13 protein-coding genes and 1 tRNA gene are annotated in these 13,357 nt (G+C 35.5%); 4 read left to right on the top strand and 10 right to left on the bottom strand.

Translation table 11 applies throughout. The features are described 5' to 3' along the window. Nucleotides 1–10: 10 nt before the first annotated feature. The 3 genes from murB to J0M15_06920 all read left to right on the top strand — a co-directional run bounded on the left by murB (nucleotide 11) and on the right by J0M15_06920 (nucleotide 2,343). On the top strand, nucleotides 11–1,027 hold the full coding sequence (gene murB / locus J0M15_06930; protein ID MBN8536769.1) for a UDP-N-acetylmuramate dehydrogenase: 1,017 nt from the start codon (nucleotides 11–13) through the stop codon (nucleotides 1,025–1,027). Between the two features lie 110 nt (nucleotides 1,028–1,137). Beyond that, a tRNA-Asp gene (locus tag J0M15_06925) sits at nucleotides 1,138–1,214 on the top strand. Between the two features lie 274 nt (nucleotides 1,215–1,488). Then, nucleotides 1,489–2,343 carry a hypothetical protein gene (locus J0M15_06920; GenBank protein MBN8536768.1) on the top strand — a complete coding sequence of 285 codons (855 nt, stop codon included), beginning with the start codon at nucleotides 1,489–1,491 and terminating at the stop codon, nucleotides 2,341–2,343. A gap of 47 nt (nucleotides 2,344–2,390) precedes the next feature. On the opposite strand, the gene J0M15_06915 is transcribed toward J0M15_06920, so the two are convergent. From J0M15_06915 to J0M15_06905, 3 genes are all read right to left on the bottom strand, one after another. Next, nucleotides 2,391–3,701 (bottom strand): insulinase family protein, encoded by a 1,311-nt coding sequence (locus J0M15_06915; protein ID MBN8536767.1) that lies wholly within the window; start codon nucleotides 3,699–3,701, stop codon nucleotides 2,391–2,393. A gap of 113 nt (nucleotides 3,702–3,814) precedes the next feature. Further along, on the bottom strand, nucleotides 3,815–5,161 hold the full coding sequence (locus J0M15_06910) for an insulinase family protein (GenBank protein ID MBN8536766.1): 1,347 nt from the start codon (nucleotides 5,159–5,161) through the stop codon (nucleotides 3,815–3,817). A gap of 43 nt (nucleotides 5,162–5,204) precedes the next feature. Then, nucleotides 5,205–5,699, bottom strand: a complete 495-nt coding sequence (locus J0M15_06905; protein MBN8536765.1) for a flagellar basal body-associated FliL family protein — start codon at nucleotides 5,697–5,699, stop codon at nucleotides 5,205–5,207. A 136-nt stretch (nucleotides 5,700–5,835) separates the two neighbouring features. On the opposite strand from J0M15_06905, the gene J0M15_06900 reads away from it, so the two are divergent. Continuing rightward, on the top strand, nucleotides 5,836–6,840 hold the full coding sequence (locus tag J0M15_06900; GenBank protein MBN8536764.1) for a L,D-transpeptidase family protein: 1,005 nt from the start codon (nucleotides 5,836–5,838) through the stop codon (nucleotides 6,838–6,840). A 3-nt stretch (nucleotides 6,841–6,843) separates the two neighbouring features. Here the strand turns inward: J0M15_06900 and J0M15_06895 are convergent, their stop codons facing one another. From J0M15_06895 to hisC, 7 genes are all read right to left on the bottom strand, one after another. Next, nucleotides 6,844–7,035, bottom strand: a complete 192-nt coding sequence (locus J0M15_06895) for a hypothetical protein (protein ID MBN8536763.1) — start codon at nucleotides 7,033–7,035, stop codon at nucleotides 6,844–6,846. Nucleotides 7,036–7,116: 81 nt separating this feature from the next. Next, nucleotides 7,117–7,860 carry a rhomboid family intramembrane serine protease gene (locus tag J0M15_06890; GenBank protein MBN8536762.1) on the bottom strand — a complete coding sequence of 248 codons (744 nt, stop codon included), beginning with the start codon at nucleotides 7,858–7,860 and terminating at the stop codon, nucleotides 7,117–7,119. Between the two features lie 73 nt (nucleotides 7,861–7,933). Further along, nucleotides 7,934–8,476 carry an HIT domain-containing protein gene (locus J0M15_06885; protein ID MBN8536761.1) on the bottom strand — a complete coding sequence of 181 codons (543 nt, stop codon included), beginning with the start codon at nucleotides 8,474–8,476 and terminating at the stop codon, nucleotides 7,934–7,936. Then, nucleotides 8,466–9,452, bottom strand: coding sequence for a signal peptide peptidase SppA (sppA, locus tag J0M15_06880; GenBank protein MBN8536760.1), 987 nt, complete (start codon nucleotides 9,450–9,452; stop codon nucleotides 8,466–8,468). The genes J0M15_06885 and sppA overlap by 11 nt, the downstream gene beginning before the upstream one ends. A 188-nt stretch (nucleotides 9,453–9,640) precedes the next feature. Then, on the bottom strand, nucleotides 9,641–11,422 hold the full coding sequence (locus J0M15_06875) for a 30S ribosomal protein S1 (protein MBN8536759.1): 1,782 nt from the start codon (nucleotides 11,420–11,422) through the stop codon (nucleotides 9,641–9,643). A gap of 91 nt (nucleotides 11,423–11,513) precedes the next feature. Further along, nucleotides 11,514–12,188, bottom strand: a complete 675-nt coding sequence (gene cmk / locus J0M15_06870; protein ID MBN8536758.1) for a (d)CMP kinase — start codon at nucleotides 12,186–12,188, stop codon at nucleotides 11,514–11,516. Nucleotides 12,189–12,195: 7 nt separating this feature from the next. After that, entirely contained in the window at nucleotides 12,196–13,335 is a 1,140-nt protein-coding gene (gene hisC / locus J0M15_06865) for a histidinol-phosphate transaminase (protein ID MBN8536757.1), read from the bottom strand. Nucleotides 13,336–13,357 lie beyond the last annotated feature (22 nt).

The raw sequence follows: 13,357 nt of genomic DNA, 5'->3' as shown, positions 1-13,357 counted from the left end.
TTGTCTGAAAATGATCGAACTTAAAAAGAATCATTCTTTGACGTCTTTGAATACTTTTAAACTCACAAGTCATTGTGAGTTTTTTTTTGAAATAAACAACTTAGCGGATCTTCGTCAGTTTGTCTGTAAATCTGAATTTAGACATCTAAAAAAGAGAATTCTTGGTGGTGGTTCTAATATTATTCTCTCTGAAAACATCAAAGGCATTGTCTTAAAAAATAATTTAAAAAAGTTATTTGTCGACTCTTTAAATGAGACGAATGACGATTATTTTTTAAATATTGGCAGTGGAGAAAATTGGAACGATTTTATTTCTTGGACCTTAAACCACAAAATCTATGGCCTTGAAAATTTATCCTTAATCCCAGGTACCGTTGGCGCTGCTCCCATTCAAAACATCGGAGCCTACGGTTCCGAGGTTAAAAACTTTATTGACCAAGTAAAAGGGGTTCACCTAAATTCTGGAATAGAAAAAACACTTAACAATCATGAGTGCCAGTTTAGTTATCGCTATTCCGTATTTAAAGATGCAAGTTATGATGATTTTTTTATTACTGACGTCATTTTTAAAATACCCAAAAAGAATCACCTTGAATTCTCTTATGGAGAGCTTAAAGATTCTTTTCAATCTGTGACCCCAACTCCCGAACTCATCTCTGAAAAAGTAAAAGAAATTCGAACCAAAAAGCTTCCAAATCTTGAAAAACTCCCTAACGTTGGAAGCTTTTTTAAAAATCCTCTGATCAAAACCTCTGAATGGAAAAAGTTAAAATCCCTTTATCCTCAACTTGTTTCCTATCCTGCCGGAACTGAGCAGGTAAAACTATCTGCCGGTCAACTCATTGAATTGTGTGGTTTTAAAGGCTCTAGCCTTGGTTCCGTTTCAATTTATGAGAAGCAAGCACTGATCATGGTTAATCTTGGACAAGCTCAGCTTAAGGACGTCCAAAACTTAGCTCAAAAAATGATTTCTGCCATTGAAATCAAATTTCAGATACGCTTAGAAATTGAACCCGTTCTTTGGTAGTTACATGCTAATTGCGATTTTTTTAATCAAAAAGGACATTGTTTGGTTTAATTTCCACTTTTTTGTTGAAATCGTTCCAGTTAGTTTATATAACTCAATGAACTTTTAAAGGGGTGGTAGTTAAGTTGGTTATAACGTCCGCCTGTCACGCGGAAGGCCGCGGGTTCGAGTCCCGTCCGCCCCGCCATTTATCCATTAACCCGAATTTCTGTCCTCCAGTGTGACAGATTGATCGAGGGGACGGATGATTGGTCGGCCTAAATGCCTTGTCATGCCTAAAATCTTATAGATTACCTGTGCGTCCTATAGGATGTGGACGAATTTAATATACCCAGACGATGTGATAGTTCTGAAACTTCCCGGGATGATACAAAAAAGAATATTTAATTCAGGTTCTATGGCTCTAACATCATAATCAAAAAAAAAATTTAAATTCCGAGAAGAGAGTCATTGGAGACTTTATGACTAAAATGATCACTACCTTCCTATTTTCCTTCTTGATGATTTCTGCAAACACGGCACATAGTAAAGAAAAACTTTTTCTTCTTGGTGATAGCTGGGCTTTTTTGATGTGCTTCCACCATTCTTTCGATAAATCATTTGAAAAATTTAAAATTGAGGCAGAAACAGCCCCTTGTTACTTTTCATCTAAACCAGGAATGCGAGCAAAAAAATGGCTGGGATCAAACACTCAAAAATATGCAGATAAGCTATTAAATAAAAATACAGAATCCAACATTATCTATTTAAGCATTGGCGGCAATGATTTTTTAAATTATTGGAACAAACATTTAACAATCCAAGAAGAAAATTTAATTTTTGAAGAAATAAAATCCGACATCGAAAAAATTTTAGTTCATATGCTTAAAATAAAGCCCCACGCAAAAATTTTACTCTCTGGATATGACTATGCTAGATTTACAGAAAATCATCCTATCAAAGCCTATCGAAAAGCCTATGAGCAAATGGGACAACCAAGTCCGGGGGAAATTCATAGAGCTATTATTAGATTTTCTGAAAAAATATCTGAGGTGGCAAATTTTAAAAATATATTTTACATACAACACTATGGTTTAATGAATTTCTACGATGGAATTCCAGAAGCCCACATTTCCCCTTTAAAAACGCTTAGTCCTGAATTTATTTCTTCACCTCATGATCCGCTCAGAACGGGAGGAGATCCTAATTTCCATTTAGCATCAAAATCCATGTTGCATCTTTTTAGTTTAACCGATGCCTTCCATTTAAGTGGAAAAGGATTTGATAAAATCGCTGAGCATTCAACATTTCATTATTTGAAAACCTGGTTTAAGTAATTCGACTAAAATGGGCTTTGTTACTTTAAAATGTAATTTTGTGTTAGCTATTTAACTTCTTGGGGGTTTAATTCCTTAATTTGATCCTTAATTGAATCATCAGCAAGAATGAAATACTTAGCCTGATCTAACTGAAAATAAGTTTTTATAACGTCATTGATATCCTCTACCGTCAACTTTTCAATATTTTTATAATAGTCATTTAGATAGTTAAATGAAATATTATGAAAATCTAAGTACATCAAGTTGAATGCCAGGGAATCCACAGTTTCTAAGGATCTCGGGAATTGTGCTGTTAATAAATTTTTGGCGGCTGCTAATTCTTTTGCGCTGATTCCCTGCAAAATGTATAACTGAAGTTCCTTTTGAATCTGATCTAAGACAGCCCTCGTCGATGTATTTTTCGTAAATGTACCGATATCAAAAGTACCAAGATCCTTACGATGTTCCACTGAACTACTAATAGAATAGGTTAAACCCATCTGGTCTCTTATCTTAGAATTCAGCCGAGAAACAAATCCCCCTCCAAATATTTCATTTGCAACCCTGAGTTTCAAATGATCTGGATGATTTCTCGGAAACAATGGGAAAGAGACTCTTATTTCTGATTGAACAGATCCTTTTTTATAATAAATAAAATATTTGTCCTGACTTGATTTAAACGAGTAAGGCACCACTTCCGTTTCAATTTTTCTGGAGGGCCATTCTTTAAATACATCAGTTACTTTGCTTTCAAGGGTTTCCGTAAGGGCACCGCTGACAGCCAGATAAGAATTATTAGGTCTGTAATAATTCAAATAATGTTTGATAATGTCTACTCTCCTAATCTTCTTTATACTTTTTTCATCACCGTAGGAAGGATAAGAAAATGGATGATCTTTAAACATCACTTGATCTATTTTTATATCAGCTAGCTGAGAAGGGTTATCTTTAACTTTTTTGATACTTGATAAAATTTGCTCTTTTATTTTTTTAACTTCTGAATCTTTAAATGATGGCTTAAATAAAATTTCGGAAAAAAGATCAATCATTTTTTCCGATGACAAGGTCAAACCATCAATAGATATAATTGAATAGTCTGGCCCTGGTAATATGGATAAATCTGTCCCTAGGCTTGCTAACTGATCAGCTAACTGATTTGAGTTGTACTGACTTGTTCCCTCTTCTAATAAGCTAGCAGTTAAATAGTTGATTCCAAGAGTATCCATCTTCTCATCTCTTTGGCCAACTTTCACGAGCAACGATAAATTAATCCTTGGTAGGGTCATATCTTTTATAAAAAAGATTTTCAGCCCATTTTCTAAAACGACTTCTTTGTAAGGTTTTAGTTTAATTTGATTGAGCCCATTAAGTTTCACGGCGGACTTTGGTTTCGCGCTTTCTACTATGTTTTGTTTTGTACTTACACAAGAGCTCAGGACGAGAAAATTTATAAGGAGAATTAGCAGCTTTAGTAGGTTGAAAAAGTTCATTATTTGGCCTCCAGGACGACAATAGATCTTTGATTTTGATTAAGATATTTGGAGGCTACCTCTTTTATTTCTACAGGGGTCACTTTCTGATAATTTTGTATGTCACTTAAAAGAGACTCATGATTTCCCGTAGTTATTTCTGATGTCGCTAAGGCTCTGGCTTTTCCATCAATAGTTCTTAAGGAATCCACTAGTGATTTTATAGATAAAATTTTTGCTTTTTCTAATTCAGTTTCTTTAACCAAAAAATTTCTAACACTGTAAACTTCGTTATACACAACATTTAATGCCCCCTCCATAGTTTGACCTGGTTTCATTGATACGTGCAAACTCAAAACACCTTGATCTTGCATGTTTAAATGCATGCAGTAAGACGAGGTTGCTATTTGTTTATCGTTGATTAATCTTTTATGAAGCCGGCTAGAGCTGCCACCGCCTAGCATTTGACAAATTAAATCCATGGCAAACATGTCCCTGTGATTTTGCGGAACACTTTGGAAAGCCAAATTAAAGCTTAGTCCTTGAACCTCTTTTTTCATTCTCGCATTAAACTGAATGGTTTGTAGAGGTTCTTTTTTGTAAATTCTTTCCGCTATGGGCTTAGCCTCTAATGAACCATAGTATTTTTCGATAAGACGCTTGACCTCATTCAATTTAAAATCACCAGCTAAAACTAAAACGGCATTGTTTGGAACATAGTAAGTCTGATAAAAACTTCTAAGAATATCCGTTGTATAATTAGAAATGTCTTTCATCGTACCAATAACTGGATTCCTGTAATTATGATTCTTAAAAACAGTAGCCATGGTCAGTTCAAAAAGGGACATTAAAGGGTTGTTATCCACACGCCATCTTCTTTCTTCTTTAACCACTTCTCTTTCAGATAACAAATCTTCTTCTTTAAGTGACAGCTGACTCATTCTATCCACTTCCAATTGCATCATCAGCTCCAATTTGGAAGAGGGTAGATTTTGATAAAATCCTGTGTAATCATAAGTAGTAAACGCGTTGTTAGTAATTCCATTTTCATGTAAAATTCTTTCAAATTCTTGGGCGGAATATTTTTTTGAACCTTTAAACATCATGTGTTCAAGCATATGAGCGGCGCCGGTCACCCCATTGTACTCATCTCTGGAGCCAACTTTATACCAAGTATGGTAGCTGACCATAGGAATCGTATTATCCTGATAAAGAATTACCGTGAGGCCATTTTTTAAACTGTACTTTTGAGCCGTGAAATTGATCTTAGCTAATTCTTTTTTCTGAGAAAAACAAAAAAATGAATAAAAAAGGCAACTAAATAAAAGCGACGCCCTAATTATTTTAATATCAAATAAAGTCTTCATCAAAATCCTTTTTTATGAACAGACACTCTATTTAGATTTTAAATTATTGCACGATAAAGTCACTAAAGAAAATATCTTTAACAACACCTCTGGGAATGATTTTATTAACTTCAGATGCGATTTTTTCTTTTAAAAACAACTTTCCCTGCATTGTTTCAATATCGGCAAAGGTTTTCTCGTTAATTATTTCAACGATCTTGTCCCTGGTCTTAGCTCTATTTTCACTACTAATAACCTCTTCAAAGCCTTCTTGATCCAACATTTCCAAATTAACTTCTAATCGTATAGTTCTTTTCGGTTCTCCACCCAAATTCACTGTAAACTTATCCATAGTGTAAATATAGGGTCCAATCAAATCCGTTGGAGCCTCTGAAGCTATCCGTCGCTCTAATTCCTCTTCCGTGATTTTAGGACTTTCGTAACCGATCGTTCCTTTATAAGTAAAATAAACACCTGCGGAACCAGCTGCTATGTTAACAACAGCCACCACCATACCAAGGATTTTCATGATATCTATTCCTTTTGCCTTTTCAGCCATAATTCCACCTCGCCTTAAATCCTATCGGATCAAAGTATTAAGACCTTAGTCATTTTTTAATTTTCTTAGCGTTGTCTTATATTGAGACATTATTTTAGAATAAGTCCAGTTGCCTAAAGTGAGAAAAAGAGTTTCAATGATACGAATAATGTTTAATAAATTATATTACGTTATCTTTTTTTCTGTTTTTTCTTATTCTTTTTCTGTCGTTGCAGAAACTGATATGTCTGCCGCGCTTTTTGAAAGTATTAGCCCTAAAATTCTTTCGTCGGAACTCCTTCCAGAACAATTATTACAAATTAGCAACACTCAAGCTTTTGCAAAGTTTGTTTTTCTCGTTGATAAAAATCAACGTAAATTATTTTTATATGAAAGGTCTGGATCTTCCATAAAACTAGTTGAAAATTATCCAACTGATATTGGCAAAAATGATGGCAACAAAACAAAGGCAAATGATCATAAGACTCCAGAAGGTATCTATTTTTTTCAAAAACACCTGCGACCTCCCGAAATTCCATTTGACCAATATGGAAATATGGCTTTCACTTTGGATTATCCAAATATCTTTGATCAAAGAGAGGGTAAGACTGGCAATGGAATTTGGCTCCACTCCGTTCCGGATTCGGTTCCCCTGACTCGTGGATCAAGGGGCTGTGTCGTTGTCAGAAATGAAGTCGTAGAAAAGCTGTTTAACTTTATTCAACTTAAAGAAACACCTATTTTAATTTTTGATAAAGTTAATTTTGTCCCCCCTACCGAACATTTAAAAAGACGAGAAGAAATTTCGAATTTTTTAAAACAATGGCAAGAGGCCTGGCAAAGTAAAGATATAGATAAATATCTGAACTTTTATGATACAAACTTTAAGGGTATGGGATTCAACTTCAAAACTTGGAAGAAGTACAAATCAGGACTCACTGGAAAATATAACTTTATCAAAGTGGAATTCGACCAACCCTTTATTCTTATACACAACAATCAGCTCATCATAAAAACCTTACAAAAATATGAAAGTGATAAGCATCAAGACTATGGAATTAAAGTGATACATGCATTGAAAATGGATGGGCTATATAAAATCATCACGGAAGACTGGAAAGCCGCAAATCCAAAAGGATTTGTTGTTTCTCAAGAACGATAAGTATCAGTGAGTCTCTTCAATAGAAGGAATTTGTTCCTTATCTGACTCTGAAGAAATATCAATATTTTGAGAAACATCTGCAAGTTCTTTTAAATGGCTCTTTAATTCATCCTGAGTCATTAAGTTGTTCTTTAAATACCACTCGGTTAATCTTGTATCAAATTTCAATTTTTTTAAAGCTTCATTTAAAGCCATCTCAACTCCTAATTAGAAATACAGTATGCATTGTTCACAAGATTTTTATAACGGATACCTATTTTTTGTCCATTACTTTTTTTAATTCCAGTATTTTGGATCCCTTTTGACGGGTTCTTTTTGTTTTTCATTATCTACGACTAATCGTAAATTCCTTGTTTTTTTCTTCGCTTTTCTGTCTAGCTCCATTTTAACAAGCAATGACCAAAAAAACATATAAATAACTCCAGATATCAACCCACCTAAGTGAGCTAAGTAAGCGACTTCCCCCCCCATTACCCCAGAACTCATCAAGGAGGCAAATTGAATAAAAGCCAAGATCATAACAAAATATCTGGCCTTCATTGGAAACATCATCAAGAAATAAATGATACGATCACCAAATAGCCAGCCATAGGATAACATTAAAGCAAAAAGGGCCCCACTGGCCCCAACCACCGGAATGAGCAGCACTCTTTGTGATTCAGAGAAATAAGCAAATATCCCAACCCCTAGGGTATAAATGACTGCGGCCCCTATCCCGTTGAGAATATAAAATAACACAAATTTTTTTGTCCCCCATCGCTGTTCTAGTTCTCCTCCCATAAACCACAACATCAACATATTGAACAATATATGGGTTATTTGAGATTGAGAATGCAAAAAAATATAGGACAGAAGCTGCCATATTTGAAATTCGAAAATAATTTTTCCAGGAATCAAACTAAAGTAATCAGACACAGGAACTTTGAAATAACCTTCTAAAATAATTTGACCTACAAACCATATAACCGTGGTGGCGATCATAATCCATTTTACAGCCAATGTAAAAGGTGGCATTGCCATTTGCACTTGAGGTGGACGGTAATTCATTGCAAAAACTCTCCTTATGAAAAACCAAATACCAAGACTACAGGAACTAAATTCCCACTTCTTTAAAATAACTCAAATAGTGTTGGTATGTCTGCTCTAGAGTTTCAATAACGACTTTGGTCCCTGCAATTAAGGGGAAAAAATTAAGGTCCCCAGACCAACGAGGGATAATATGAAAGTGTAAATGATCAGGAATTCCAGCTCCTGCCATGGCTCCATGATTCATTCCAAGATTCATGGCTGATGGCTTGTAAATGTGAGTCATCGCTTTTGTCGCTAATTTCACTACTTTCATTAAATCGTTATACTCTTCATCTGACAAGCTGAGTAGCTCACCAATATGCCTAAGTGGTATGATCAACAAATGACCGCTGTTATAGGGGTATTTATTTAGCAACACCATTGAATGAGATGACTTATAGACACATAAACTGGCTAGACTTAATTCGTTTTGAGACGCTTCACAAAACACACAAGTTTTAGGAGCATTTATTCTTCGAATATAGCCGGACCTTTCTGGACGAAAAAAAATATCTCTTTTCCCTGGCCAGTCTGTTTTTTTAGTTTTTGTTACTTTCTTAGTTTTCATCTGCCTTCCAAAATCCAGGCATTAAAAACATGGGTTGATTTACATACTCTGTTTTTAAGAGAGTATTTATGGTGGATTGAAGAACTTGAGGATCCATACTGAGTCCTTTTAAGGATTTGGATATTGAGTTTACAGGATCGTCTTCATTACTTTCTCCAAAATCAAAAATACTTCTCTTCTTTTTTGGTAGCTCGATGACCTCATAGTCATTGCCGAGTTTAGCCTCTTCGGCAGCAAGCAATACCGCATCTTCAAAGGTTCCTTCCTTATCCGCAAAACCTAATTGAACGGCTTTTGTTCCCGTGAAAACCCGCCCGTCAGCATACTCGTTCAGAACTTCATCTTTTAATTTTCGCGACTCTTTAACCGTTGTTCTAAATTGTTGATAGACTTCTGTGATCATACTTTGAAAAAGGGCTCGTTCATCATCACGCATATCTCTAAATTCATTACCTGAGTCTTTATACTTTCCTGAGGTGATCGTAAATCGACTGACTTTGGCCCACTCGTATAGCTTACTTAAATTCGCAAACTCCATGATCACGCCAATTGAACCTATCAGACTCCCTGGAGCAACCACAATTTTATCGCAGGCAACTGCGGAATAATACGCACCACTTGCCATAATTCCCGTCGAAACACAGATAATTGGTTTTTTTGTTTCTTCTCGAGCCCTCTTAATCTCGCTAAAAACTTCTTGGGAAGGACCCACCGCCCCGCCCGGAGAGTTGATATTAATTACAATAGCCTTTATTTTTGGATCTTTTTTATATTTCTTTAAATTTTTAATAAATTTCTTTCCATTCATGATAACGCCACTTAGCTCCATGTGCAAAATGGAGTTTTTTTCTACTTTCATCACAATTTCATCTTCCGCACTTGAAGAAAGAAAAGAACCTCCCTTTTTAAGCAAATAAATTAAACTAAAGATAACCACCAAAACTAATAAAATTTTAAAAGTGTAATTTTTTTTCATTTAGTACTCATTTCTGAAATTAAGGTTCTGAAATTAAAATCTACTTGGCCAGTCCAAGTTATTTTTGGATGGGCCCCTACAAAGTTTATCCATAAAAAAATAAAAAAAAAAGGACTAACCTTTTGAGTTAGTCCTTTTCGTTTCTTCATAATATGAAAATGGCTCAGCCGAAGACTGGCCAGTTAGATTTAATTTTTGTCGGTTTTCATGTTTTTCAACTGATCACCGAATAAATCTCCTAAGCTAGCCTTAGATGTTGCCGTTGCTTTTTTAGCATAATCTTCAACATCTGCTTTTTGCTCTCTCAATTTAATTAATTTTGAAGAAAGGCCAATTTTTCTAGCATCTTTATCAATACTAATCACTTCGGCTTTTAAAACCTGACCTGATTTAACAAAATCCTCAGGTTTTGAAATTTTATCGCTCGTTAACTCAGAAACGTGAATCAAACCTTCAATATCACTTTCAAGCTCAACGAAAGCTCCAAAATCTGCGACTTTGGTGACTTTAACCTCATGCTGAGACCCGATGGCATATTTTGTTTCAATATTTGCCCATGGATCAGACTCTAATTGCTTAATCCCTAGACTAAATCTTTCATTTTCAATATCAACGCCTAAAACAACAGCTCGAACTTTTTGTCCTTTTTGAAACATTTCGGAAGGATGATTCACTCTTTTCGTCCAAGAGAAATCAGAAATGTGAACCAATCCATCAATTCCTTCTTCAATTCCAATAAACACACCAAAGTCAGTAACTGACTTCACTTCACCCTCAATAATCGTTCCAGGATGATAAGTTTCTTTCATATCTACCCAAGGATTTGTCATTAACTGTTTCATACCCAAAGAAATTCTTCTGTTTTCATTATCAACTTCAAGAACCTGTACTTCGACTTCTTGCGCTGGCTGAAGAACTTGATTGGCATGCTTTACTCGTTTTGTCCAACTCATTTCAGAAACATGAATTAAACCTTCAACTCCCTCTCCTAATTCAATGAAAGCTCCATACTCAGTAACTGATACCACCTTACCTTTAACTTTTTTACCGATGGTGTAATCTTTAGAGACCGAAGTCCAAGGATCTTCTTGTAGTTGTTTAAGACCTAAAGAAACTCTTTGTTTATCTTGATCATATTTCAAAACTTTAACTTGAATTTCATCGCCCACATTAATGACTTCAGATGGGTGCTTAATGCGCCCCCAGCTCATGTCTGTGATATGTAACAGACCATCCATACCACCCAAATCTATAAAAGCGCCGTAGTCCGTAATGTTTTTTACGAGACCAGCAACTATAGATCCCTCTTTCATGGAATCAATAGTTTGAGTTTTTAAATTTTCTCTTTCTTCTTCAAGAAGAGCTCTTCTTGATAAGACAATATTGCCTCTTTTTTTATTAAACTTGATAACTTTAAATTTATATTTTTTCCCTAAGTAAACATCCATATTTCGTACGGGTCTTAAGTCAATTTGAGATCCAGGAAGAAAGGCTTTAACGCCGATATCAACTTGTAATCCACCTTTAACTTTAGAAATCACAGTACCTTCGATAACTTCTTCGTTTTCTGCGGCTTTCGTAATATCTGACCAAGCTCTCAGCATATCTGCTTTATCTTTAGAAAGAACGATCATTCCATTTTCGTTTTCAATACGATCAATTAAAACCTCGATTTTATCACCTGGTTTTACATCACGTACGCCATCGACAACTCTAAATTCATTGATATCTATAAGACCTTCTGATTTGTAGTTGATGTCAACGAGGACGTAGTCAGTTTGCACCTCAACAACGATACCCGTAACAGTATCACCTACTTTGAAATCTTGCTCTTTCATCGAAGCCTCAAAAAGCTTGTCAAAATCAGTAGGTTCTTTTTTTGCAGTTGTTAGTACATTCAAGTCTTCAGCATCCAAAAATGCCAAGACCTTTTGTCTTTCTTGTTCAGCTTTGTTTAATTGTTTACCCATATAAATAGATTGATCCTCCCAGACCTTAAGACCTCAACGGGCCTTTAGATTTATTATGAGCTTTGGTTTTAAATGGCTTAAGGAATCAAAGTCAAAGAGTTTTTAAAATATTTCTGGTGTGTTCCTCGACTTTGTCAACAACTTGGGAAAGAGAAAGGTGGGTCGTATCTATAACTAAAGAGTTTTCTGGAATTTGTAAGGGGGCTGTCTTTCTTGACGAGTCTTGCAAATCACGAAGCTTTTGCGAATCTGCCACTTCTTGAATGTCTGTTCCATGCTCTAAAGCGCGTCGCTGGGCCCGAAACTCGCTAGATGCCGTTAAATAGACCTTTGCTGGAGCCTGCGGAAAAACCACGGTTCCACAGTCACGCCCTTCAGCAACCAATCCTTTTTTACCAAGGGCACAGTCTCTTTGCTTTTTTAACAAAGCCTGTCTGACCACTTGGTAATGACTGATACGACTTGCAAAACTGCCAACATCTTCGTGATTTATTTGATCTGTAACATCTTGGTTTTCAAAATAAACATAGGTTTTATCTGGCTTAAGTCTGATTTCCCAGTCCTTGCTTTCACACAATATCTCAAGGGAAGTAACATCATCCAAATCAATCTGTTTTTTAAGAGCCACAAAAGCCAAACCACGATAAAAGGCCCCCGTTGAAACCCAGGAGAAATCCAATCGTTTAGCCAGCTCTCGACTCACCGACGATTTTCCGCTTGCGGCTGGGCCATCAATGGTCACTACAAATTCCTTTTTTAATCTCATAACCATCTCATAAAATGACAACACCCTGATTTCGAGTTAAATCCAATTTTTTAAAAACCTTCTGAAGACACTGAATGGCCTTCCTATTTTCTGATTCAAGACCAACACTCATCCTAAGATGGTAGGGCAAACCATAATTATCAACGGGTCTCAAAATAACTCCCAATTTTAACATCTCTGAAAAAATAATCCGCGCCAAAACGGGGGTTTCAAATAAAATAAAATTTCCTTCAGAGGGTATAAAAGGAATACCCATAGCTGCAAGTTCTTTATAAAAAAAATCAATTCCGCTCCACGTTACTTTTTGAGTTTGCTTTACAAAATCTTTATCTTTCATGGCCGCAATGCCAGCCGTTTGAGCCACGGAACTGACATTAAATGGCTTCCTCATTCTGTTGTAAGCATCGATAACTTCCGTGGGACCCAGCATAGCTCCAAGTCTTAATCCTGCCATTCCAAATATTTTAGAAAATGTTCTCAAAACAACTAGGTTAGGATAGCTCAAAAGTTCGGAGCTTAGTGATTTGTAATTTGGGTCTCTTACGAACTCAACATAGGCCTCATCTGAAACGATGAGGACTTCTTCATTGTTTTTAAAATAATCTAAAAAAGAAATAAATTCAAAACTTGATAAAAAGGACCCAGTGGGATTGTTTGGATTTGAAATAAAAATAATTTTAATTTTTTCTTTGTGCTGCTCATAGCATGAGATAAGAGCCTCTAAATCAAATTTCATTCCCAAAGTTACCGGCGCCTTTAAGCACTTAACCTGATTTGCCATTGCCGATACTTCATAGGCTTGAAAAGCATATTCCGAAGTCAAAATGACATCGTTTTTTTCGCAAAATATTCTAACGAGAAAATCAATTATTTCATCCGTTCCATTGCCAAAAGCTATATTCTGACGAGAGTGTGAAAAAAAAGTTTCCGCCTGTGTAAGAAGTTCAAACTGACTTGGGTCAGGGTATAAATGCTGTTCTGCTGAATGATCCCTTATGGACTTCAAAACAGACGGACTTGGGCCAAGAGGGTTTTCATTGCTTGCTAATTTAATAACTTCAGTCAAACTAAATTCTCTTTTAGTCTCTTCAATAGGTTTCCCTGGCTTATATAAATTCAAATGTTTAATATAGTTTGGTATTTTCAATTCAACCTCTTAAGTTCTTTAT

This window comes from Deltaproteobacteria bacterium (assembly GCA_017302835.1).
Taxonomy (GTDB): Bacteria; Bdellovibrionota; Bdellovibrionia; order Bdellovibrionales; family Bdellovibrionaceae; genus UBA2316.
This window is presented reverse-complemented; position numbering and strand designations above follow the sequence as displayed.

Excerpts from the sequence above, each read along its gene's own strand:
- J0M15_06885 (MBN8536761.1), bottom strand. The coding sequence starts at position 8,476 with ATGAAAACTAAGAAAGTAACAAAAACTAAAAAAACAGACTGGCCAGGG.
- J0M15_06900 (MBN8536764.1), top strand. The coding sequence starts at position 5,836 with ATGATACGAATAATGTTTAATAAATTATATTACGTTATCTTTTTTTCT.
- J0M15_06895 (MBN8536763.1), bottom strand. The coding sequence starts at position 7,035 with ATGGCTTTAAATGAAGCTTTAAAAAAATTGAAATTTGATACAAGATTA.
- J0M15_06920 (MBN8536768.1), top strand. The coding sequence starts at position 1,489 with ATGACTAAAATGATCACTACCTTCCTATTTTCCTTCTTGATGATTTCT.
- J0M15_06875 (MBN8536759.1), bottom strand. The coding sequence starts at position 11,422 with ATGGGTAAACAATTAAACAAAGCTGAACAAGAAAGACAAAAGGTCTTG.
- murB (MBN8536769.1), top strand. The coding sequence starts at position 11 with ATGATCGAACTTAAAAAGAATCATTCTTTGACGTCTTTGAATACTTTT.
- J0M15_06910 (MBN8536766.1), bottom strand. The coding sequence starts at position 5,161 with ATGAAGACTTTATTTGATATTAAAATAATTAGGGCGTCGCTTTTATTT.
- J0M15_06890 (MBN8536762.1), bottom strand. The coding sequence starts at position 7,860 with ATGGCAATGCCACCTTTTACATTGGCTGTAAAATGGATTATGATCGCC.
- sppA (MBN8536760.1), bottom strand. The coding sequence starts at position 9,452 with ATGAAAAAAAATTACACTTTTAAAATTTTATTAGTTTTGGTGGTTATC.
- J0M15_06905 (MBN8536765.1), bottom strand. The coding sequence starts at position 5,699 with ATGGCTGAAAAGGCAAAAGGAATAGATATCATGAAAATCCTTGGTATG.
- cmk (MBN8536758.1), bottom strand. The coding sequence starts at position 12,188 with ATGAGATTAAAAAAGGAATTTGTAGTGACCATTGATGGCCCAGCCGCA.